This is a genomic window from Pseudomonas sp. RC10-4-2 (assembly GCF_050433085.1).
Classification (GTDB): domain Bacteria; phylum Pseudomonadota; class Gammaproteobacteria; order Pseudomonadales; family Pseudomonadaceae; genus Pseudomonas; species Pseudomonas aeruginosa.
This window is the reverse complement of record NZ_JBNPXX010000006.1, coordinates 213671-236421: the sequence shown is the minus strand read 5'-3', so window position 1 is coordinate 236421 and position 22751 is coordinate 213671. Positions and strand designations below refer to the sequence as shown.

General features: G+C 62.7%; 19 protein-coding genes and 1 tRNA gene. 9 read left to right on the top strand and 11 right to left on the bottom strand.

Translation table 11 applies throughout. The features are described 5' to 3' along the window. Window positions 1-192: 192 nt before the first annotated feature. Window positions 193-2493, bottom strand: a complete 2301-nt coding sequence (gene piuD / locus FHW81_RS24895) for a TonB-dependent siderophore receptor PiuD (protein WP_003104896.1) — start codon at window positions 2491-2493, stop codon at window positions 193-195. 217 nt (window positions 2494-2710) lie between these two features. Between piuD and FHW81_RS24890 the strand changes: the two genes are divergently transcribed. From FHW81_RS24890 to FHW81_RS24880, 3 genes are all read left to right on the top strand, one after another. Next, a complete protein-coding gene (locus tag FHW81_RS24890; RefSeq protein ID WP_003145945.1) occupies window positions 2711-3391 on the top strand; it encodes a Fe2+-dependent dioxygenase in 681 nt (226 codons plus the stop codon). Between the two features lie 2 nt (window positions 3392-3393). Then, the gene (locus tag FHW81_RS24885; RefSeq protein WP_003116242.1) at window positions 3394-4209 is read left to right on the top strand and encodes a tetratricopeptide repeat protein; all 816 of its coding nucleotides are present in this window, start codon (window positions 3394-3396) and stop codon (window positions 4207-4209) included. Between the two features lie 122 nt (window positions 4210-4331). Beyond that, the gene (locus tag FHW81_RS24880; protein WP_003104902.1) at window positions 4332-6134 is read left to right on the top strand and encodes a phosphoethanolamine transferase CptA; all 1803 of its coding nucleotides are present in this window, start codon (window positions 4332-4334) and stop codon (window positions 6132-6134) included. Between the two features lie 55 nt (window positions 6135-6189). On the opposite strand, the gene FHW81_RS24875 is transcribed toward FHW81_RS24880, so the two are convergent. From FHW81_RS24875 to FHW81_RS24850, 6 genes are all read right to left on the bottom strand, one after another. After that, a complete protein-coding gene (locus tag FHW81_RS24875; RefSeq protein WP_003094613.1) occupies window positions 6190-6615 on the bottom strand; it encodes a VOC family protein in 426 nt (141 codons plus the stop codon). A 115-nt stretch (window positions 6616-6730) separates the two neighbouring features. Then, on the bottom strand, window positions 6731-7894 hold the full coding sequence (locus tag FHW81_RS24870; protein ID WP_003094617.1) for a type III PLP-dependent enzyme: 1164 nt from the start codon (window positions 7892-7894) through the stop codon (window positions 6731-6733). Between the two features lie 451 nt (window positions 7895-8345). Next, window positions 8346-10367, bottom strand: coding sequence for a methyl-accepting chemotaxis protein (locus FHW81_RS24865; RefSeq protein ID WP_023090839.1), 2022 nt, complete (start codon window positions 10365-10367; stop codon window positions 8346-8348). 189 nt (window positions 10368-10556) lie between these two features. Next, on the bottom strand, window positions 10557-11393 hold the full coding sequence (gene ampE / locus FHW81_RS24860) for a regulatory signaling modulator protein AmpE (protein WP_003104909.1): 837 nt from the start codon (window positions 11391-11393) through the stop codon (window positions 10557-10559). Beyond that, window positions 11390-11956, bottom strand: a complete 567-nt coding sequence (ampD, locus tag FHW81_RS24855; RefSeq protein WP_016562336.1) for a 1,6-anhydro-N-acetylmuramyl-L-alanine amidase AmpD — start codon at window positions 11954-11956, stop codon at window positions 11390-11392. Before ampD ends, ampE begins: the two co-directional genes overlap by 4 nt. Before the next feature lie 150 nt (window positions 11957-12106). Then, entirely contained in the window at window positions 12107-14362 is a 2256-nt protein-coding gene (locus FHW81_RS24850; protein ID WP_411311238.1) for a DUF1631 domain-containing protein, read from the bottom strand. A 285-nt stretch (window positions 14363-14647) separates the two neighbouring features. Here FHW81_RS24850 and nadC point away from each other — a divergent pair, with 285 nt between their 5' ends. Further along, window positions 14648-15496 carry a carboxylating nicotinate-nucleotide diphosphorylase gene (gene nadC, locus FHW81_RS24845; RefSeq protein WP_003122081.1) on the top strand — a complete coding sequence of 283 codons (849 nt, stop codon included), beginning with the start codon at window positions 14648-14650 and terminating at the stop codon, window positions 15494-15496. Window positions 15497-15548: 52 nt separating this feature from the next. Here the strand turns inward: nadC and FHW81_RS24840 are convergent. The 3 genes from FHW81_RS24840 to FHW81_RS24830 all read right to left on the bottom strand — a co-directional run bounded on the left by FHW81_RS24840 (window position 15549) and on the right by FHW81_RS24830 (window position 17612). Further along, a tRNA-Thr gene (locus FHW81_RS24840) sits at window positions 15549-15624 on the bottom strand. A gap of 52 nt (window positions 15625-15676) precedes the next feature. Further along, window positions 15677-16990 carry an O-antigen ligase family protein gene (locus FHW81_RS24835; protein ID WP_023090841.1) on the bottom strand — a complete coding sequence of 438 codons (1314 nt, stop codon included), beginning with the start codon at window positions 16988-16990 and terminating at the stop codon, window positions 15677-15679. Window positions 16991-17147: 157 nt separating this feature from the next. Next, on the bottom strand, window positions 17148-17612 hold the full coding sequence (locus FHW81_RS24830; RefSeq protein ID WP_023090842.1) for a pilin: 465 nt from the start codon (window positions 17610-17612) through the stop codon (window positions 17148-17150). Window positions 17613-17842: 230 nt separating this feature from the next. On the opposite strand from FHW81_RS24830, the gene pilB reads away from it, so the two are divergent. The 5 genes from pilB to yacG are packed head-to-tail and all read left to right on the top strand — an operon-like array spanning window position 17843 to window position 22442. Beyond that, window positions 17843-19543, top strand: coding sequence for a type IV-A pilus assembly ATPase PilB (gene pilB / locus FHW81_RS24825; protein ID WP_003107297.1), 1701 nt, complete (start codon window positions 17843-17845; stop codon window positions 19541-19543). Window positions 19544-19546: 3 nt separating this feature from the next. Then, entirely contained in the window at window positions 19547-20764 is a 1218-nt protein-coding gene (locus FHW81_RS24820; RefSeq protein ID WP_003161763.1) for a type II secretion system F family protein, read from the top strand. After that, entirely contained in the window at window positions 20765-21637 is an 873-nt protein-coding gene (pilD, locus tag FHW81_RS24815) for a type IV prepilin peptidase/methyltransferase PilD (protein WP_023084740.1), read from the top strand. It begins immediately after the preceding gene. Further along, entirely contained in the window at window positions 21634-22245 is a 612-nt protein-coding gene (coaE, locus tag FHW81_RS24810) for a dephospho-CoA kinase (protein ID WP_003112838.1), read from the top strand. The genes pilD and coaE overlap by 4 nt, the downstream gene beginning before the upstream one ends. After that, complete coding sequence (yacG, locus tag FHW81_RS24805; protein ID WP_003094656.1) at window positions 22242-22442, top strand: DNA gyrase inhibitor YacG; 201 nt, start codon at window positions 22242-22244, stop codon at window positions 22440-22442. The genes coaE and yacG overlap by 4 nt, the downstream gene beginning before the upstream one ends. Window positions 22443-22478: 36 nt before the next feature. Here the strand turns inward: yacG and FHW81_RS24800 are convergent, their stop codons facing one another. After that, window positions 22479-22688 carry a hypothetical protein gene (locus FHW81_RS24800; protein WP_020750398.1) on the bottom strand — a complete coding sequence of 70 codons (210 nt, stop codon included), beginning with the start codon at window positions 22686-22688 and terminating at the stop codon, window positions 22479-22481. Window positions 22689-22751 lie beyond the last annotated feature (63 nt).

The following is a 22751-nucleotide window of genomic DNA, read 5'->3' as shown; positions in this document are numbered from 1 at the left end:
GCGGCAACAACGGGACTACGCCGACGCCAAGCGCCGGCCAGACGACACGAGGACGTCGGCGGGCAATTCTATTTGATAATCAGTTGCGATAAAGCCGAATTAACGTTCTTTACGCTCTATTTACCCACCTGGATGCGGGAAAGCCCCATCCCGTAGAGGGAATGGGGCTTTCGTGGGGAGCGAGAGCGGCTGTCAGAAGTGGAAGTTGGTGCTGAACAGTATCGTCCTTCCAGCGGCCTGGGACGCATAGTGCGCCGCATAGGCTTTGTCGAAGTACTTCTTGTCGAACACATTCTGCACGTTCAACTGGAAATCGACGTTCTTGCTCAGTTTGTAGCTGGCCATTGCGTCATAGCGCCAGTAATCGGGGACATAGACGGTATTGCCAACGTCGCCATAGACCTTGTCGACATAGAAAGCCCCGCCGCCGATGGTGGTCTTCGGGAAGATGTCATAGGTGGTCCAGAGACTGAAGCTGTTCTTCGGCGTATTTGGCATCTCGTTGCCGTTGTTGGAAGCCGCCGATGCGTTCACATTGCCGTTACGCCCAGCCTTACCGGCATCGACCAACTCGCTGTCCAGGTAGCTGTAGCCCGCGAACACCTTCCACTTCTCGGTCAGCTTGCCGCTGGCGCTCAACTCCACGCCGTCGACGCGGGATTGTCCGGCGTTGTCGTAGGTCTGGTTGGCGACCAGGATGCGGGTATTGTCCTTGTCGGTGCGGAAGATCGCGGCACTCAGCTCCAGCCGCTCGTTGAAGAAAGCCCACTTGGTACCAAGCTCGTAGTTCGTGGTTTCTTCCGGCTCAAGGTTGTTGCTGATGGCGAACCCGTCGACAGCATTCGAGGTATCCCCATTATCGAGCATGCTACCCGGCGGCGTAGCCGAAGTGGCGTAGGACGCATAGATGCTGCCGTTGGGTACAGGCTTCCACACCAAGCCTGCCTGCCAGTTCCAGAAGCTCGACTTGTCGCTGAGTTTGGTAGCGGGTCTTACACCGTGGTTCTTCGCCGTAGTTTCGAAACTATCGAAGCGCGCGCCAATATTGACCTGCCACTGCTCGTTCAGGTCGATGGTGTCGAACGCATATATTGCCTTGGTGGTGCCGACCGTATTCAGCGGCGCATATTTCCGGGTAATACTGCCATTCCATGGATCGTGCGGATTGGGATTTTCCAGACTAGTGCAGTTATAGCCGCTAGGCGCCCCGATCAGCGATGGATTGCACTTGTTGCTGCCCAGGCCGGTATTGGTATCGACGGTATACCCATCGCGCTTGCTGTCTTCTCGGCTGAACTCCAGGCCGGTGCTGAAGCTGTTCTTGAAGCCACCCAGGTAGAACTCTCCAAACAGGTCAGTCTGGTTGACTGCTGTGGTGGTGGTACTTACCCGATTGTTCTGGCGGCGCCAGACCGAGCCATTGTTGATGTTGCCCTGGCTGTCATCCGGTTGTGTCCACAGATAGTCCTGATGACTGTTGCCGTAACGCGAGGTATTGCGAATAGTGAGGCTGTCAGTCAGATCATGCTCAACGGTGATGGTACTGGTATCGATGCGGCTCTTCTGGAAATCGCGCCCCGTCAGCCCATAGAAATTGCCTCGATCGACATTCACCGGTTTGTCCGGATTGTGCTTGCTGCGATCGCTACTCTTGGCATAGGGAATGCCCGAATCCGGGGTATCGTCACTTTCCAGGTGATAATGGCTGACGGTCACTCGGGTCGGCGAGCCAAGACCGAAGGTGAGCGACGGCGCTACGCCCCAGCGACTGACATCGACTTCATCGCGGCCCGCGACATTGGCATCGTGCTTGAGAAGATTCAGCCGGAATGCCGCATTGCCATCGAGGAATTCCTGGTTGAGGTCCAGGGTGTACCGGCGAGTCTGGTCAGAACCATAGGTGAAGCCTCCATCGATGAAGTTCCCAGCCTTGGCCTGCTTGCTGACGAGATTGAGGCTGCCGCCGGCCGAGCCCCGTCCTCCGAATGCCGAGTTAGGGCCCTTGCTGACCTCGATCTGCTCAAGGTTGAAGATCTCGCGGGTCTGTGCACCAGTATCGCGTACACCATCGACGTAAGTATCGCTTTGCGCATCGAAGCCGCGAATGAATGGCCGGTCACCGGTGGGATTGCCGCCCTCGCCCGCGCCAAAGGTAATACCTGGAACGGTACGTAGTGCATCCTGGAGAGACACGGCGGCGGTATCCTTGATCACCTGCTTTGGTACTACCGTGACGGAGCGCGGCGTATCCAAGAGCGGCGCGGTGTACTTCTTCGACGCCGAGCGGTCGACGTTGTAGGTGGTTTCGTCCTGCTGCTCGCCGACGATGGTGGCCGCATCCAGCGACAGTACGCGGTCCTTGTCGGTCTTTTTCTGCCCGGCCTCGTCGGCGTGGGCTGCCTGCGGTGCGGCGATGGCGGTGATGGCCACACCGATGGCCGAAGCCAGCAGACGTTGCGAAGAAACGGCGGTATCCGTGGACTGACGCGACATTCGAAACCCCTCCCCGGGAGCTGTGAAGGTCGCGGAATTTATTGCAGATCAGAATTGTTATCAATTATTACGGATTCGCATTCGACAGGAATTTACATTCTTTACAATTTTCTCATTACATTTTTTCCCATCTCGCTCGTCTGGAACATTTGGCGGTTTTACATGGCCAATGCAAATCAATATCATTGGCAATCATTTCGCCTTCATGGACAGCGCCATGTTGCTGCATATTCCCGCCATCTTCACCGCCGAGGAAGTCTCCCGGATCCGCGCAGCCCTGGAGCAGGCGGAATGGGCCGACGGCAAGGCGACCGCCGGCTACCAATCGGCCAAGGCCAAGCACAACCTGCAACTGCCGCAGGACCACCCGCTGGCCCGGGAGATCGGCGAAGCCATGCTGCAGCGCCTGTGGAACCATCCCCTGTTCATGTCCGCCGCCCTGCCGCTCAAGGTCTTCCCGCCGCTGTTCAACTGCTATACCGGCGGGGGCTCGTTCGACTTCCACATCGACAACGCCGTGCGCGACATCCATGGCGGCCGCGAGCGGGTCCGTACCGACCTGTCCTCGACCCTCTTCTTCAGCGACCCGGAGGACTATGACGGCGGCGAACTGGTGATCCAGGACACCTACGGCCTGCAACAGGTGAAGCTGCCCGCCGGCGATCTGGTGCTCTACCCCGGCACCAGCCTGCACAAGGTCAATCCGGTCACCCGCGGCGCGCGCTACGCCTCGTTCTTCTGGACCCAGAGCCTGGTCCGCGAAGACAGCCAGCGCACCCTGCTATTCGAAATGGACCAGTCGATCCAGCGACTCACCCGTGACGTCCCCGACCATCCCTCGCTGATCCGCCTCACCGGTACCTACCACAATCTCCTGCGGCGCTGGTCGGAACTCTGAACATGCGCCACCTGCTGCTTCGTCACGACGCGCTGGACGCCGAAGGTTTCGCCGCACAACTGGCCGGTACCCCGGGCGAGGTTGCCCAGGCCATCCTTGGCGCTGCGCGCGAGGGCCTGACGGAAGCCCAGGCCCTGCTCGGACAGATCCTTCTGGACGGCCAAGGCATCCAGCGCGACCCGACCCTGGCGCGGACCTGGTTCACGATCGCCGCCGAACGCGGCCACGCAATGGCGCGCAATATGCTCGCTCGCTGTCTTGAACATGGCTGGGGCGGCCCGGCGGATCCAGCCGCGGCAGCCGTCCACTATCGGATCGCCGCCCAGGCCGGCCTTGACTGGGCCCGCTACAACCTGGCCAATCTCCACGCCACCGGCCGCGGCGTGTCCCAGGACCAGCCGCGCGCCTATGCGCTGTATCGGCAAGCGGCCGAGCAGGGCCACGCGAAATCGATGAACCTGGTGGGGCGCTACCACGAAGAAGGCCTGGTGGTCGCTCGCGACCTGGCGCAAGCTGCGCACTGGTATCGACGTTCCGCCGAGGGCGGCGATTTTCGCGGCCAGTTCAGCCACGCCGCGATGCTCAGCGCCTCGGGCCGCCATGCCGAAGCCGAAACCTGGCTCCGGCGTGCCCTCGAAGGCGGCAACCTGAACTTCCTGCGCAGTGCCCGCCATGGCCTGGAGCAGTCGGCCCACCCGCCGTTCCGCAGCCTGGCGCTGGCCTACTACCGACGCGCGGCGCAGTTGGGCGACGACACCGATCGAGAGGCTCTGGAACAGGCGCTCGAACGTCACGGGTACGCACGACTGCCCGTCTGACGAACAACGCCCAACCCTTTGTTCACACCCACATAACACTTTTTTGACAAGCCTTTCCCTACCCTCGCCGCTTCATCGAGGCGAGCGACGATCGCGCCTCCGGTCCATCGTACGAGGCTATCGTGTCCCCCACTCCACCAAGCGTTACGCGCAATCGCATCGACTGGGCCGGCCTGGGCTGGCTGTTCCTGTTCTTCTGGTTCTTCTCCGGCATCACCCAACTGCTCCTGCTGACCTCCGGCAACAGCGGTTTCTCCGGTTTCCGCAACGCCATGGTGCTGAGCACCATCTGGCTTGCGCCGGTGTTGCTGTTCCCGCGCTGGACCAAGCCGCTGGCCGCCGTCATCGGGCTGGTGCTGTGGGCCGCCTCGCTGGTCGGCCTGAGCTATTTCGGCATCTATCACCAGGAATTCTCGCAAAGCGTGATCTTCGTGATGTTCGAGTCGAACACCGCCGAGGCCAGCGAATATTTCAGCCAGTACTTCAACCCCTGGATGACCCTCGGCCTGGTGCTCTACAGCCTGGTCGCCATCCTCCTCTGGCGCCGCCTGCGCCCGGTCTACCTGCCGCGCTTCAGCGCCCTGCCGGTGGCGGTGCTGCTGATCGTCGCGACCATCGGTTATCCGTTCTACAAGCAACTGGTCAGCCAGGGCCGGCCCTTCGACGAAGCCCTGGACAAGGTCCAGGCGCGCATGGAACCGGCGGTGCCCTGGCAATTGCTGATCGGCTACCAGCAATACCGCCAGCAACTGGGCAGCATGCAGGCGCTGTTGCAAAAGAACGCGGCCCTACCGCCGCTGAAGAACCTCGTCGATGCCAATGGCGATACGCCGCGCACGCTGGTCCTGGTGATCGGCGAATCCACGTCGCGCAAGCACATGAGCCTCTACGGCTATCCACGCGAAACGACCCCGCAGTTGGACGCACTGAAGGCCGCGAACCGGAACCTCACGGTATTCAACAACGTGGTGGCGTCGCGGCCATACACCATCGAGGTGCTGCAGCAGGTGCTGACGTTCGCTGACCAGGAGCATCCCGACCGCTTCCTCACCGATCCGTCGCTGATGAACCTGATGAAGCAGGCCGGCTACAAGACCTTCTGGATCACCAACCAGCAGACCATGACCAAGCGCAACACCATGCTGACGACCTTCGCCCAGCAGACCGATGCGCAGTTCTACCTGAACAACCAGCGCAGCCAGAACGCCAGCCAGCTGGACGGCGCGGTGCTGGCGCCCTTCGCCAAGGTGCTGGACGACCCGGCGCCGAAGAAATTCATCGTGGTCCATCTGCTCGGCACCCACATGAACTACAAGTACCGCTATCCCGCCGATTACGCTCGCTTCGTCGACCGCCAGGGCGCCCCGGCGGCCCTCAGCGACGACCAGGTGGAGGTCTACAACAGCTACGACAACGCCGTGCTGTACAACGACTACGTGGTCTCCAGCCTGATCAAGGGCTTCGCCAACAGCGATCCGAACGGCTTCCTGGTCTACCTCTCGGACCATGGCGAGGAAGTCTTCGACGAAGCCCCGCACGACCGTCTCGGCCGCAACGAAGGCGACCCGACCCGCGGCATGTACACCGTGCCCTTCCTGGTCTGGACTTCGCCCAGCTGGCAGCAGACCCATCCGCGCGACCTGCAGGCCCTGGTCGACCGACGCTACAGCAGCGAAGACCTGATCCATACCTGGTCCGACCTCGCCGGCCTCAACTATGACCTCTTCGATCCGACCAAGAGCCTGGTGAGCAACGACTTCCAGCATGAAGTCCGCTGGATCGGCAACCCCTATGCCCACAATGGCTTGCGCGACTTCGACAAGCTGCCGCTGGACAAGGCCGACGCCGGGCAGCAGGTAGCCCAGGCCGGACGACCCGCGCCAACGACGCCGCGCGCACCGTCCCGCCAGCCGAACGAAGGCTGACCGCCGCCAAGGAATGCGCCCCGCCGAGCGGGGCGTTTTTCCATCCGTAGCGCCCTCAGGGCAAGACCAGGTTGCCCTGCTCGTCGAACGGCCAGAACGGGTTGTAGGCAATTTCCCAAAGGTGTCCATCCGGGTCGGCGACATATCCGGAGTAGCCACCCCAGAACACTTCCTGCGGCATCTTGGTCGCCTGCCCGCCGGCCGCCGTAGCTGCGGAGAACAGACGGTCCACCTCGTCCCGCGAGGCGCAGTTGCAGGCCAGGGTGATAGCCGCGAAGCCGGTCGGGCGATCTTCCACCTGCGCATCCTCGGCGAGGGCGCTGCGTCCGTAGAGGCCGAGGACCAGGTTGCGGCCCTTGAGAAATACCACCTGCTCGTTGCCGTCCGAAGAGGGCTGCCAGCCCAGCGCCTGGTAGTAGAGAGAGGAGCGGGCCAGATCGGCGACCCCGAGGGTCACCAGGGAAACACCATTGCCTGTCATGTCGGCGTCCTTGTCATGGGTTGTCGAACAAGGCTGACACGAGCGCCGCGAGGCTTCCAGAGCGACATGAAAAAGCCCCGCCGAGGCGGGGCTCTTCGTAGCAGAGGCGACTGCGCTAGAGGTAGAACGCCTTCAGCGGCGGGAAGCCGTTGAACTCCACCGCACTGTAGCTGGTGGTGTAGGCGCCGGTAGACAGCCAGTAAAGGCGGTCGCCGCTCGCCAGGTTCAGCGGCAGGCCATACTTGTAGTGCTCGTACATGATGTCGGCGCTGTCGCAGGTCGGGCCGGCGATCACCACCTCTTCCATCTCGCCCTGCTTCTCGGTCCAGATCGGGAACTTGATCGACTCGTCCATGGTTTCGATCAGTCCGGAGAACTTGCCGACGTCGGCATAGACCCAGCGCTCCACGGCGGTCCGCGACTTGCGGGCGACCAGCACCACTTCGCTGACCAGGATGCCGGCATTGGCGATCAGCGAACGGCCCGGCTCGAGGATGATTTCCGGCAGGTCGTCGCCGAAGTCCTCCTTGAGGAAGCGGATGATCTCCTCCGCATAGGTTTCCAGGTCGTTGGTCTTGGTGATGTAGTTGGCCGGGAAGCCGCCGCCCATGTTGATCATCTTCAGGACGATGCCGTCTTCTTCCTTCAGGCGCTCGAAGATCACCTTGACCTTGGCGATCGCCGCGTCCCACACCGAGATGTCGCGCTGCTGCGAACCGACGTGGAAGGAAATGCCGTAGGGCTCCAGGCCCAGCTGGCGGGCCAGGATCAGCAGGTCCATGGCCATGTCGGTCTGGCAGCCGAACTTGCGCGACAACGGCCAGTCTGCGGTAGTCGAGCCCTCGGTGAGGATACGCACGTAGACCTTGGCGCCGGGAGCGGCCTTGGCGATGTTGCGCAGGTCGGCTTCGGAGTCGGTGGCGAACAGGCGCACGCCCTTCTCGTAGAAGTAGCGGATGTCCTTGGATTTCTTGATGGTGTTGCCGTAGCTGATGCGCTCCGGACCGACGCCGGTCTTCATCACCTTGTCCAGTTCGTAGATCGAGGCGATATCGAAGTTCGAACCCTTGTCGCGCAGCAGCTCGGTGATTTCGGTAGCGGGATTGGCCTTCACCGCGTAGTAGATCCTGGCGAAGGGGAAGCAGTCGGTCAGTTGGTCGTAGGCATCGGCGATGGTCTGCTTGTCGATGACTACAAAGGGGGTTTCCTGCTTGTCGGCGAAGGCCTTCATGCGCTGGAAGGTTTCAGGGGCGAAATAATCCTCGACCTTGATGGACATGGTTGGGACTCCCAATGGCAAAACACATGGATTCGTAGGGGTGAAGCTGAACGTCTAATCCGTTTCCCCACTTTGGTTCGCCTACTTCCCAAGGCATGTCGCCGAGTATCACCTGCCTGCCGGCAGCCACCGCCTGTTCATCCTGGTAGGTCGCGCGCGTGTCCCGCGCGACGACCTGGCCGCTTGAGCAGCGGACGTCGCCTTGCCACAAGGCGATCTCTCGTCGTCAGTACTTGAGCCGGATGGATCGTTTCCAGCATGGACGTTCGGGCGCGAACTTTAGGACCAAGGGGACGCGAGATCAATAAAAAAATGCCGCGATTTCGCCTCCGCCTGTCGCACCGCCGGATTGACCTGCTCAGCCTTTACCCCATGTGCATGACAGTGGAATGTCCCCGTCCGCCCAGCGTTCAATCGGATGGACGAAAAACGTCCCGCGCAGGCCTTGCGCCTACACCCGGAACGCGCCGATCAGGCGTTTCAGCTGGGTCACCTGGGCGCCCAGTTCGCGGCTGGCCCGTTCGGTCTGGCTGGCGCCTTCCGCGGTGCGCTCGCCGGCCTGGTTGATCTCGACGATGTTCTGGTCGATATCGTGGGCCACGGCGGTCTGTTGCTCGGCGGCGGCGGCGATCTGCTGGTTCTGGTCGACGATCATGCCCACCGCGCCGAGGATATTCTCCAGTGCCTGCTGCACCTGCGCCGACTCGTTGACCGTGCCATCGGCGGTATGGTGGCTGCTGCCCATCGCCTTCACCGCCGCATCGACGCCGCCCTGCAGGCGCAGGATCATCTGTTCGATCTCGGCGGTGGACTGCTGGGTGCGCTTGGCCAGCGTGCGCACCTCGTCGGCCACCACCGCGAAACCGCGCCCCTGCTCCCCGGCACGAGCGGCCTCGATCGCCGCATTGAGCGCCAGCAGGTTGGTCTGTTCGGCGATGCCCTTGATCACATCCAGCACCTGGCTGATCGAGGCGCTGTCACTGGCCAGGCGATTGATCGCCGCCACCGACTGGTCGATCTCGCCGGCCAGGCGCTGGATGCTACCCACCTGCGACTCGACCAGGCTGCGCCCGCTGAGGGTTTCCTGGTTCACGCTGTTCGCGCTGCTCACCGCCATCGCCGCGCTGCGTGCCACTTCCTGGGCGGTAGCGGCCATCTGGTTCATCGCCGTGGCCACCTGCTCGATCTGGCTGCGTTGCCCGGCTACCGCCTGGTTGCTTTCGGCCGACACCGACTCGACGCGCAGGGTCTGCCGCTCGACCTCGCCGACGGTCTGGCTGACCCGCTCGATCAGGTCGTGGATCTTCGCCACCGATTCGTTGAACGATTGTCCCAGCTCGCCCAGCTCGTCACGGCTGCGGGCCTGGAAGCTGACCGTCATGTCGCCGCCGGCGACGCGCTCCATCATTCGCCCGAGATCCTTCAGGGTGGCACGGGTGGAAACGTAGAAACCGCCGTAGAGGTATAGGATCGCGGCGAAAACCACGGCCAGCGCGGCGACTAGCAACAGCATCTGCGTGCGCACCTGTTGCAGGCGCTTTTGCAACTGGGTATCGAGATAGCCGAGAACGGCGTCGTCGAGCTGGTAGGTCTTGTCCATCGCCGCGCTGACCTGATCGTAGAACTGCGTCCACGGGGTATCCAGCGTCTCGGCCACGATCACCCGGTCCTCGAACAACTGCCCCAGGCTCTTCAGGGTCTCGCGACTGGCCTGGGCGGCCTCCTCGAGCAGCTGTGGGCTGCCGGCCAGGGACTCCTGCAGCTTCAGGCCATACTCGCCGTGCAGTTTCTCGAACTCCAGCAGCAGCTCGTCGAGCCGCGCGCTGGAGGACGAATTGAGGAAACCCTGGCCCAGGGAGTAGGCGCCGATGGCGCGCCCCTTGCTGATGGCCGCCGTCACCTCCGGCGTTATCGAGCCGACCAGCTCGCTGAGCTGGCGCACCTGGCGCTGGCTGTCCTGGCTGAGCCCGGTCTGGGCGATGAGCAACTTGATGAATACCTGTGCGCTACCGAGCAGCTTCTCCGCCCGTGCGCCCTTGCCCTGCAGGGACCCTTCGGCCTCCACGGCCTGCAAGCCGTTGAGCAACCGGTCGCGCTGGGCCTCGAATTCGGCTACCGCCGCACCATCCTCGCTGAGCGGCGCCAGCGCCTCGAGCCGCCCGCGCAGCCCCTTCTGGACGTCCGCGATGCGCGCTTCCAGATCGCCGGCCTTGCCGGACTGGCCGATGACCGCATTGATCTGCAACAGATCGTTGAGGGACTCCAGGCCACGCCGGATCTGAAGTCCGCTACCCAGCAGCGTCAAGCTCTGCAGTTCGATCCGGGTGTCACTGAACTGGCGATAGGCATCGCGCACCAGATAGAAGCTGGTGATCAGCAGCGGCAGGAAGAACAGCACGCTGATCAGGCCGAACTTCATGCCGAAGCTGAGCCGGTTCATCAGCGCGATGGCGGGATAGAGTACGGTCTTCACCCAGACGTCTCCTGATTGTTCTTATCGTTCTGAGAGATGCCGCCGCGTGACGACATTGACGCACGGAGTCCGCTCGGCAATGGCCTTTCGAAATCATGCGGACACGTTCACCTGTGTACCCGATATCGGCCTGGTGTTCTGTAACTTAAGGTTAACGGGGAATCGCAGGCGGATTCCCCGTCGCTACGCTCAGAGGAACAGCGCGCAGAAGGCGAACACGGCATACCAGAGCACGGCCGCGCGCACCAGCAATTGCCAGAGCGCATCCAGGCTGGCGACGCCGGCGGCACCCAGTTCGACCGCTTCGACATCGCTGGCGACCCGTCCGGCCTTGCCCAGCAGCGCGGCCGCCGAGATGTCCCAGGCCAGCAGCCAGTGCAGCAACACGCGGATAACCGCGAGGAAGTTGCCGACCAGGGCGAAGCTCAGCACCAGCGCACGCACCGGCAACCAGTCGAGGATATGCCGGACGCGCGCCGCCTGTTCGCGCAACGCCGGCTGGCGGGCGTGCTCCAGCGCCAGTGCCAGCAGGCGATAGGCCAGGGCCGCCACCGGGCCGAGCAAGGCATACCAGAAGATCACCGCGAAGAAGCTCTGGTAGCCCTGCCAGAGCAGATGGCCGTGCACCCGGCCGATCAGTTCGCTCTCGCTGCCGCCCAGGATCCCCAGATCGCGTTCGGCGACATGGAAGGCAGCCTGGGCCTCCTCGCGCCGCCAGGCGTCGCGGAACGGCCCGAGGTCGGCCATGACGTCGCCGCGGCCGAGACTGTAGACCACCACCAGAAGATGCAGCGGGAGGCTCAGCCAGCCATAGGCCAGCGGCTGCAGCAATGTCAGCAGCAGGGCCAGCGGCAGCAACGGCAGGACCACCGCGAGCAGCAGCCCCAGCCAGGAGCGGCGGGACACCGAGGGCAGGTCCTCGACCAGGCCCAGCCAGGCGAGCCAGGCGCCATCGCGCTGGATACGCCGGCGCCAGCCGGAGAACTTCTCCAGCGCAAGGGCCAGCAGCAACACCAGGAACGTCATGTTTCCTCCTTGGAATAGGTCAATCCGGCGCGGTAGCGCGACCAGTCGAAAGCCTCGCCGGGATCGGTCTTGCGCTCCGGGGCGATATCGCAGTGGCCCTGGATGCGTTCCGGGGTGATCGCCGGGAAGGCCGCGCGCAACAGCCGCGTCAGCCCGGCCAGGGCAGTGTACTGCGCGTCCGTGTACGGTTCCGTGTCGGTCCCCTCCAGTTCGATGCCAAGGGAGAAGTCGTTGCACGCCTCGCGACCGTCGAAGCAGGAAACCCCGGCATGCCAGGCGCGGTCGTGACAGGAGACGAACTGGGTGATGGCGCCGTCGCGTTCGATGAGGAAATGCGCGGAAACCGTCAGGTGGCGGATCTCCTCGAAATAGGGATGTTCGTTCGGGTCCAGGCGATTCTGGAAGAACGCCTGGACCTTGCCGGTGCCGAAGTGTCCCGGCGGCAGGCTGATATTGTGGATGACCAGCAGCGACACCGCGTCCCCTTGCGGACGCAGGTTGAAATTCGGTGAAGGGCAGTGGCGGACGCCACGGACCCAGCCGGTAACGGAATCGAAATGCATACGGGCTCCTGAACGAGCCCCCACTCTAATCCAGCGGCGCCGGAATGACGATCAGGCGGGCTCTGGATCGGCCGCTTCGACATGCGTCGAGGAAAGGTATTACCCGCAAGAACGAAAAGACCCGGCATCCGCCGGGTCCTCGAGAAGCGGCTAGGCGCCCTTGAGGCGCCGCAGGTTGCCGATCACCGACTCCAGGGCCCGGTCGAACAGCAAGGCATCGTCCAGCAGGCGTACCGCCTGCCGGCGAAACTCCACCGCCAGGCCCATGCGGGTCTTTTCCAGAACCTTCATCCCGGTGCGATTGACGAAGATGTAGCGACCGGTGGGCCGGATCACTGCCGCCAGCTTGCAGCGCAGCTTGTGCTCGGCGTCCTCCTGGATCTCCACCCAACTGCCGACACGCAGCGCATCGACCCGCAGCAGTGCCTCGTCGTTGTCCGGCAGGCGCACTTCGCTCTCGACAGGCGCCGGGGCGGCGTCCGGCGAGGTCAGGACGATTTCCTCGACCACCCGCAGCATGACCGGCGCCCGGGGCTTTTCCGCGGCCGTGCCCGGGCTCGCTTCGTCGAGCAGGGGGCTGTCCGCGATAGCCGCCTCGCCGCGCTTGTCGCGCTGCAGACCCTGGACATGCAGGGTTTCCAGCTGGCTGAAGAATTCTCCGGTGGAAAACGGATCGAAGGCTGCGCTGGCCAATCCCTCGCGCAGCGCCTTGAGCAGGCCAGGCACACGCTCCAGCAACTGTTGGCGGGACAGCGGATCGTCATGCGGGCCGACGCTCCAGATCAACTCGTCCATGGTATCCAGGGCCTCCCGCCACTCGGCCGAAGCCTTGCCATGCTTGAGGCAGATCAGCAGCATCACCTTGCTCCAGGCATCCCGCAGCAGGCGCACCACCACCTCCGGCAGGACCTTGCCGAGCAGTCGCTGGTTCAGCACCTGCTCCACGTCCTGCCGGGCCAGTTCGGCCTTGGCGCGGCCTTCCTCGGCGTCGCGGGTGCGCTGCTCGAGGAGCTCGCTGCGGCGGCGCTCGTCGCCGGTGAAGGCAATGAAGTCCTCCAGCAACTCGGCGAAGATCGCCGGGTCGTCGACGAAGTCGTTCAACAGCCGCATCACGACCTGTTCGATCTTCTGGTACAGGCTGTCGCGCCGGGCATCATTGTGTTCGGCCCAGCCCAGCGACGCGGATGCGATCTCGTTGAGCAGGCGACGTGCCGGATGGCTACCGCGGCTGAAGAAGGTCTTGTCGAGCAGGGCCACCTTGAGCATCGGGATCTGCATCCGACCGATCAGGGCCTTCAGCGAATCAGGCAGGGTGCGGTCATCGAGAATGAATTCGAACAGCATCGACACCAGGTTGATGACGTCATCGTCCACCTGGCCGACCACCCGAGAACGGCCGCTCTTGTGGCTGACCCGCTGGAGCAGTTGGTCGACCCCGTCGCGGACGTCGAACTCCGCGGCGCCAGGGCCCGGCAAGTGCTGTTGCAGGTGGGAAAGCAGGCGCATCAGGTCGTTGCTGGAAATCGGCGCGGCATTCTCAGGCGTTTCGCGACGGTAGAAGGAAGGATTGTCGCGGACCTGCGCCAGCAGTTCCTGCAGCGCGCCGAAGACTTCCTGCTGGCCGCCGTCGAGTAGCGCAGCCTGTGCCTGCAGGGTCCCGGCATCGCGTACCGCTTCGGGACGGACAGCGGGCTGACGCCGCGGCAGTGCGGATTTGAGTTCCGGCAGCACGCCCGCAGCGACCAGGATCTGGTTGGCCTCGGCGTACAACTGGTCGCAATGGGCCAGGACGTACTTCTCGAACAGCTTGAGAATGATCAGCTTGACCTTGATCTCGACGCCGAGCCCCTGGCAGGCATCGAGGAAAGCCGCGGTCAGCGGACGCGGAGCGAGGGGATTGCTCTTCTCGTCGACCTTCCGCCCGACCAGGGTGTTCAGGCGGGTGCTCAGGTGGGCCAGCGCGGTGGCATCGCGGCTCATCACCCGCGCCACCATCGCGTCCACCGCGACGGACTCCTCCAGTTCCTCGTTCTGTACCAGGCTGAGGCTATCGAAGGACACGGTATCCAGGGTCGGCACGGATTTGCCGGACTGTACCTGGTTGAGCGCCGAGAACTCCTCGAAGACCTTCTGCAGGTAGACCCGCTCGATACTCTTGCGCTTGAGGCGCAGGTCGCGCATGGCTTCGAAGAAAGCGTTCTGTTCGAGGTTGCTGGTGGCTCGGTCGGCCATTTCGAAGAGGGTGTCGTCGGCGTTGTCGAACAACACCTGCAACGCCTGTTTCAGCTGCAACGCCGCCTTGTCGCGCACCTGCACGAGGATGACCGGCAGGCGCCCCGCTCCGGCGTTCGGCGACGGCTCGGAAGCGACCCTGGTCAGGTGCACCACATTGGCATCGTTCTGCATCGGGACTCTCCTGCCACCCTCGCGGCCGCGCATGGAATGGCAAAAATCGGGCACAGAGGATCGATTGGCGTCGTCCGTAACGTCAATTTCCAGGCGTCAAAAACAAGTATCTACATTCATTATAGAGATACTTTCAAATCTAGATAGAGGGTTTTCCTATAGACATGACTCTCTTCACACAAGCGAAGGCCGATGAATGGCGGCCGTCCCGACCGGCGCCCAGGCAGGCACAGACGCCGTCCGCTGCGCTCCGTATAATCGCCCGATCTCGTACAGGAGCCCGCCATGCCTAACCTCACCCTTGCCGACCTCCAAGGCGAAATCCAGGCCAACGTCCGCACCGCCCTGGCGGAAGACGTCGGCGGCGGCGACCTTACCGCTCATTTGATCGATCCACAGCGCGAGGCCGAGGCCCGGGTGATTACCCGCGAGCACGCGACGATCGCGGGCCGCGCCTGGGTCGACGAGGTCTTCCGCCAGGTCGATCCCCGAGTGCTGGTGACCTGGCAGGTGGAGGACGGCCAGCGAGTCGAGCCGAACCAGATGCTGTTCCAGCTAAAAGGTCCGGCCCGCGCCCTGCTCACCGGCGAGCGCAGCGCGCTGAACTTCCTCCAGCTGCTTTCCGGTACCGCCACCCGCAGCCAGCACTACGCCGACCTGGTCGCCGGCACCGCGGTGAAGCTCCTCGACACGCGCAAGACCCTGCCCGGCCTGCGCCTGGCGCAGAAGTACGCGGTCACCTGCGGCGGTTGCCACAACCATCGCATCGGCCTCTACGATGCCTTCCTGATCAAGGAAAACCACATCGCCGCCTGCGGCGGTATCGATCGGGCAATCGCCGAAGCCCGGCGCATAGCACCCGGCAAGCCGGTGGAAGTGGAAGTGGAGAACCTCGATGAACTGCGCCAGGCGCTGGAGGCCGGCGCCGATATCGTCATGCTCGACGAACTCAGCCTGGACGACATGCGCACCGCCGTCGCCCTCACCGCCGGCCGTGCCAAGCTGGAAGCTTCCGGCGGAATCAACGAGGGCACCCTGCGCAACATCGCCGAGACCGGCGTCGACTACATCTCCATCGGCACCCTGACCAAGGATGTCAGGGCCGTCGACCTGTCCATGCGCCTCACCCTCTGAACGAATCGCAGGCAATAAAAAGCCCCGCCGAAGCGGGGCTTTTTTATGCGACTGGTGCCGGATAGAGGAATCGAACCCCCGACCTTCTCATTACGAATGAGCTGCTCTACCGACTGAGCTAATCCGGCGGCGCGGGGAAGGTATCACTCGGCGCAGCCGGATTTCAACCGATATTCCCCCTCACATGGGAATCCAACCCTGAATCCAGAAACGTGGCGCCTCACCGCCGCCGTGGATTTCCAGGTAGCGCTCCTCGGCCGCGGTCAGCCCCGGCACTTCGAGCAGCAACACGCGCCCCAGCACGACAATGACAACGACAGCCAGGCCCCGACAGAGCCAGCGCTGTGCGGGGGACGGCGCGACCGGCTTCGACCAGCGCGCCATGGCGATGCCTACCAGCAAGGCCAATACGGTCTGGGTGAAGGGCATGACGAACACGCCGTCCACCTGGGCCAGGACCAGGACCGAAACAAGGGCCAGCCACAGTCCGGCGTCCATCGGATCGCCCTGTTCACGCAGGTAACGCGCGCCGCGAAGCAGACCAAGGATCATCAGCCCAACCACCAGAAGGCCAGCGACCCCGCCCCATTCAGCGAACCACTGCAGCAGCATCTGGTGCGGGTGGGCACCGACGCTGTTCGGCACCGCCGAGAAATGCATGGGCCCGACCCCAAGCAAAGGATGGGCTACGAACATGCCCCAGGCATCTCGCCACAACACGTCGCGCAGAGACAGACCACTGCGCATACCGGACATGAGGGTCATGTCGATACCGAGCCAGGTCGGCAAGGCAACCATTAGCAGGAAATAGAGCGCCAGTCCGACGAATGCCGCGGACAACTGGACGATCAAAAAGCGGCTCCCCACGGGGCCGATCCAGCAAAGCGCGAGATGCGCGACGGCGAAACCCAACCAGAGCCCGCGTCCAGCCAAGGCGACGGAGATGCACCATTGAATGGCCAGCAGCAGCATGACAAGCCGGGACAGCCTGAACCGCCCGGTCTCTCGCAGGTACAGCCCCAGCGCAGCCATCAGCGGCAGCAGCATGGCCTGGAACTGCCCCATGGTCCGAACGTTGGAAAAGCCGCTGAGCAAAACCCTGGGATTCAACTCACGGAGTCCGCTGACGAAGGCCGCGAGATAGGAAAGCAGGAACTGGTAGCAGAAGAACCCTCCCAACACGACCAGCCCCCAGATAGCGGCACGGCGAACCCACTCCGGACTGACGGAAATATTGAAGGAGAACAGCATCAGGCCGGCGAATACCGACCACTCCTTGAGCGCCCAGGAAAAATTATCAGAAAGAAAGGAGGAAAAAACACCCAGCCCGAGAGTCAACAATAGAGCGGCAAAAACCTTTCGCCTAATAAACGAAGAAGGAAAATACAAGAAAAAAAACAGTGACGAGCCACTCAGCAACAGCAACTGGAATATGCGCTGCTGGTCGTGCCAGTTCGGAGAAACCCCATAATGAATTACAGTCGAAAGCAGCATAGCTGCTATCAGGGATAGCAGTGCAAGCCCTACGAAAGAAGGCAAAGCAATCCCGCCTTGCCAGATCACTCTTGTTCGATTCATCGCGAGTCCGTAATGAAAAAACCCCGCAATGCGGGGTTTTCTCTTTTACCACTAGACCATACCGAAAAACCTATTAGGATTTCGGGCAGTTAGCCGGGGCGTAGTTGGTTTTCCAGTTGGTCGGCGAACCAGTGATGCCGCAGGTCCATACTCCTTTATCATCACGCTTGACAGTGATGACAGCGCCAGCGATACCCTTACCAGAAGAGTTGCCCAGAGTACCAGAAATCTCCGGAGTTGCGGTATCAGCTTTGTCAATCTTGATCTGCCCCTTACCGCTACCAGTAAGCAGAGTAGAGCTGGTAAAGCCAAGATCATATTCATTGTTTCCGGGGGTATCGCTGGAAACGAGCTTCTTGCCTTCCAGAATCGCCGACTCCGCAGCGGTCTTCAGCGCGCTGATTTCACTCACGGCACGGGTCACCTGGGTACGGGCGGTGTAGTCCTGGTATTGCGGGATGGCAATGGCGGCCAGGATGCCGATGATCGCGACCACGATCATCAGTTCGATCAGAGTAAAACCCTTCTGAGCTTTCATGAATATCTCCATGTGGTATGTATAGGCCAAACGCCTTCCCCCTCCAAAGCAGGTTGCATGCCAACCTTTCAAACGCCCTCCTTTCGCAACTCTCGCGGAGACTTCGAAAGTGTTCCGCTCTCCCCTGCCGGCAATATGTGACACTTTTTGGCATCTCGGAATCGTCGGTTTGGCAGCCTTTGGCATCTGCGTTATAAGTCTCGCTCCAAGCCTTCTTCAGATGTTCCCCAATGAACGATTCCACGCCTCTCAGCGGCCTTGCCAAGCAACTGGTCCTGAACGAACTCCTCGACGAAAAGACCGCCCGCCAGGCCCAGGTGCAGGCCGCGCGCAACAAGCAGTCGCTGGTCAGCCACCTGGTCCAGGCCAAGCTGGTGCAGAGCCGGGCGTTGGTCGAGGTGGCCGCCGAGCAGTTCGGCATCGCCTATTGCGACCTGAACAGCCTGGATCGGGAAAGCATTCCGAAGGATGTCATCAGCGAGCGCCTGGTCCGCCAGCACCGCGTGTTGCCGCTGTGGAAACGCGGCAACAAACTGTTCATCGGTCTCTCCGACCCGACCAACCATCAGGCGGTCACCGATATCCAGTTCAGCACCGGCCTCACCACCGAAGCCCTGCTGGTAGAGGACGACAAGCTCGGCGTAGCCATCGAGAAGCTTTACGAGGGCGCCATGGACGCCCTCGGCGACCTCGGCGATATCGATCTCGACGGGGTCGATGTCGGCAAGGCGGAAAGCGCCAGCCAGGACGACGGCGGCGACGATGCCGAAGACGCCCCCGTGGTGCGCTTCGTCAACAAGATGCTGCTCGACGCCATCCGCGGCGGCTCTTCCGACCTGCACTTCGAGCCCTACGAAAAGACCTATCGGGTGCGCTTCCGTACCGACGGCATGCTCCACGAAGTGGCCAAGCCGCCGATCCAGTTGGCCAGTCGTATCTCTGCTCGTCTCAAGGTAATGGCCGGCCTGGATATCTCCGAACGACGCAAACCGCAGGACGGACGGATCAAGATGCGCGTATCGAAGAACAAGTCGATCGACTTCCGCGTCAACACCCTGCCGACCCTGTGGGGCGAGAAGATCGTGATGCGGATCCTCGACTCCTCCAGCGCGCAGATGGGCATCGACGCCCTGGGCTACGAGGAGGACCAGAAGGAACTCTATCTGGCCGCGCTCAAGCAGCCACAAGGCATGATCCTGGTCACCGGCCCCACCGGCTCGGGCAAGACGGTTTCGCTGTACACCGGTCTGAACATCCTCAATACCACCGACATCAACATCTCCACCGCTGAAGACCCTGTGGAGATCAACCTGGAAGGCATCAACCAGGTCAACGTCAACCCGCGCCAGGGCATGGACTTCTCCCAGGCGCTGCGCGCCTTCCTGCGCCAGGACCCGGACGTGATCATGGTCGGCGAGATCCGCGATCTGGAGACCGCCGAGATCGCCATCAAGGCGGCGCAGACCGGGCATATGGTGATGTCCACCCTGCACACCAACAGCGCCGCCGAGACCCTGACCCGCCTGCTGAACATGGGCGTGCCGGCGTTCAACCTGGCGACCTCGGTGAACCTGATCATCGCCCAGCGCCTTGCGCGAAAACTCTGTTCGCACTGCAAGAAAGAACACGACGTGCCGAAGGAAACCCTGCTTCACGAAGGTTTCCCGGAAGAGCTGATCGGCACCTTCAAGCTGTATTCGCCTGTAGGCTGCGAAAACTGCAAAGGCGGTTACAAAGGTCGCGTCGGTATTTATGAAGTGGTTAAAAACACCCCCGCCCTGCAGCGGATTATCATGGAAGAAGGCAACTCCATCGAGATCGCCGAGCAAGCCCGCAAAGAAGGCTTCAACGATCTGCGCACCTCAGGCCTGCTGAAAGCCATGCAGGGAATCACCAGCCTGGAGGAAGTCAACCGCGTGACCAAGGATTAATCCATGGCGGACAAAGCGTTAAAGACCAGTGTCTTCGTATGGGAAGGCACTGACAAGAAAGGCACCAAGGTCAAGGGCGAGCTGTCCAGCCAGAACCCGACCCTGGTCAAGGCGCAACTGCGCAAGCAGGGCATCACGCCGGTCAAGGTCCGCAAGAAAGGCATCTCCCTGCTGGGGGCGGGGAAGAAGATCAAGCCTATGGACATCGCCCTGTTCACCCGCCAGATGTCCACCATGATGGCCGCCGGCGTGCCGCTGCTGCAGTCGTTCGACATCATCAGCGAAGGCTTCGACAATCCGAACATGCGCAAGCTGGTGGAGGAGATCAAGCAGGAAGTCGCCGGCGGCAACAGCCTGGCCAACTCGCTGCGCAAGAAGCCGCAGTACTTCGACTCGCTCTACTGCAACCTGGTGGACGCCGGCGAACAATCCGGCGCCCTGGAAACCCTGCTCGACCGGGTCGCCACCTACAAGGAAAAGACCGAGGCGCTGAAGGCCAAGATCAAGAAGGCCATGACCTACCCGATCGCGGTGATCGTCGTCGCCATCATCGTTTCGGCGATCCTACTGATCAAGGTGGTGCCGCAGTTCCAGTCGGTGTTCGAGGGCTTCGGCGCCGAACTGCCGGCCTTCACCCAAATGGTCATCAATATCTCCAACGTGCTCCAGGAATGGTGGCTCCTGGTACTGCTGATGATGGGCGGCGCCGGCTTCCTGCTGAACCACGCCTACAAGCGTTCGGAGAAGTTCCGCGACGCCACCGACCGCACGGTACTGAAGCTGCCTATCGTCGGCGCCATCCTCTACAAATCCGCCGTGGCACGCTACGCGCGGACGCTGTCGACCACCTTCGCCGCCGGCGTGCCATTGGTGGAAGCCCTCGACTCGGTTTCCGGCGCCACCGGCAACGTGGTGTTCAGGGACGCGGTGGGCAAGATCAAGCAGGACGTGTCCACCGGCATGCAGCTGAACTTCTCCATGCGCACCACCAACATCTTCCCCAGCATGGCCATCCAGATGACCGCCATCGGCGAGGAGTCGGGCGCGCTGGACGACATGCTGGCCAAGGTCGCTGGCTTCTACGAGCAGGAAGTGGATAATGCCGTGGACAACCTGACCGCCCTGATGGAACCGATGATCATGGCGGTCCTCGGGGTCCTGGTCGGTGGCCTGATCATCGCCATGTACCTGCCGATCTTCCAGCTGGGCAACGTCGTCTAAATGACCCTCCTCGACTACCTGGCCAGCCATCCGCTGGCCTTTGTCTTGTGCGCCATCCTCCTTGGCCTGCTGGTCGGCAGCTTCCTCAACGTCGTCGTGCATCGCCTGCCGAAGATGATGGAGCGCAACTGGAAGGCCGAGGCCCGCGAAGCGCTCGGGCTGGAGCCGGAACCCAAGCAGGCGACCTACAACCTGGTGCTGCCGAATTCGGCGTGCCCGCGCTGCGGCCACGAGATCCGCCCCTGGGAAAACATCCCGCTGGTCAGCTACCTGGCGCTGGGCGGCAAGTGCTCGTCCTGCAAGGCCGCCATCGGCAAACGCTACCCCCTGGTGGAACTGGCCACCGCGCTGCTTTCCGGCTACGTCGCCTGGCATTTCGGCTTCACCTGGCAGGCGGGCGCGATGCTCCTGCTGACCTGGGGTCTGCTGGCGATGAGCCTGATCGATGCCGATCACCAACTGCTGCCGGACGTGCTGGTGCTGCCGCTGCTCTGGCTGGGCCTGATCGCCAACCATTTCGGCCTCTTCGCCAGCCTCGACGATGCGCTGTTCGGCGCGGTGTTCGGCTACCTGAGCCTGTGGTCGGTGTTCTGGCTGTTCAAGCTGGTGACCGGCAAGGAGGGCATGGGCTACGGCGACTTCAAGCTGCTGGCCATGCTCGGTGCCTGGGGCGGCTGGCAGATCCTGCCGCTGACCATCCTGCTGTCGTCGCTGGTCGGGGCGATCCTCGGGGTGATCATGCTGCGCCTGCGCAACGCCGAAAGCGGCACGCCGATCCCCTTCGGTCCCTATCTGGCTATTGCCGGGTGGATTGCTTTGCTCTGGGGTGATCAAATAACCCGGACCTATCTGCAATTCGCCGGATTCAAATGACCCAACCCTGGATACTAGGCCTCACGGGCGGTATCGGCAGCGGCAAGAGCGCAGCCGCCGAGCACTTCATCTCCCTCGGCGTCCACCTGGTGGACGCCGACCATGCCGCCCGCTGGGTGGTGGAGCCGGGGCGTCCGGCCCTGGCGAAGATCGTCGAACGCTTCGGCGACGGCATCCTCCTGCCCGATGGCCAGCTCGACCGCGCCGCCTTGCGCGAGCGGATCTTCCAGGCGCCGGAGGAACGGCGCTGGCTGGAGCAATTGCTGCACCCGCTGATCGGCGCGGAGATCGTCCAGTACCTGGCCAGGGCCGAATCGCCCTATGCCATCCTGGTCTCGCCGCTGCTGGTGGAGTCCGGCCAGCGCCAGATGACCCACCGCGTGCTGGTGGTGGATACCCCGGAACATCTGCAACTACAGCGCACCATGCTTCGCGACAAGGTCTCCGAGGAGCAGGTGCGCTCGATCCTCCAGGCCCAGGCCCGGCGCGACGAGCGCTTGAAGCACGCCGACGACGTGCTGGTCAACGACGGCGACCTGTCCCACCTGCAGCGTGAAGTCGAACGACTGCACGCCTTCTACCTGACCTTGCGAGGAGGCCGAGCATGAGCCAGCCCCTGACCGTGGAGTGCCCGACCTGCGGCGCGCCCGTCGAATGGAAAAGCGACAACAAGTACCGCCCCTTCTGCTCCGACCGCTGCAAGCTGATCGATCTCGGCGCCTGGGCCGCCGAGGAACATGCGATCCCCGGCGATACCCTGGAAGACGACATCTTCTCCGCCGACCTGCCGCCTCGCGAGCATTGAACGCAACGGGCCAGCCAATCCGGCAGGCCCGTTCCTTCAGGGACGCATGAAAGCGTAGTCGCGCTGGTCGTCGAGATTCTCCGCAAGAAATTGCAGTTCGCTGGCCAGGTCGCCAGCATCGCGCTCCGCCCGGTTCAGTTCGATGATTGCGCTGAGCAACGCGCGCAGGCGCATTGCCCGGTCCGCCTCGTCGCTCCTCGACAGCAACTCTCGCAGGCCCTCTCGGGCCCATTCATGGACACCCATGTTCCGCTCCTCACCTGGGAAAACGGCAGGATCGCGGCCAGCTTCGTCCGAAACACTGACGCA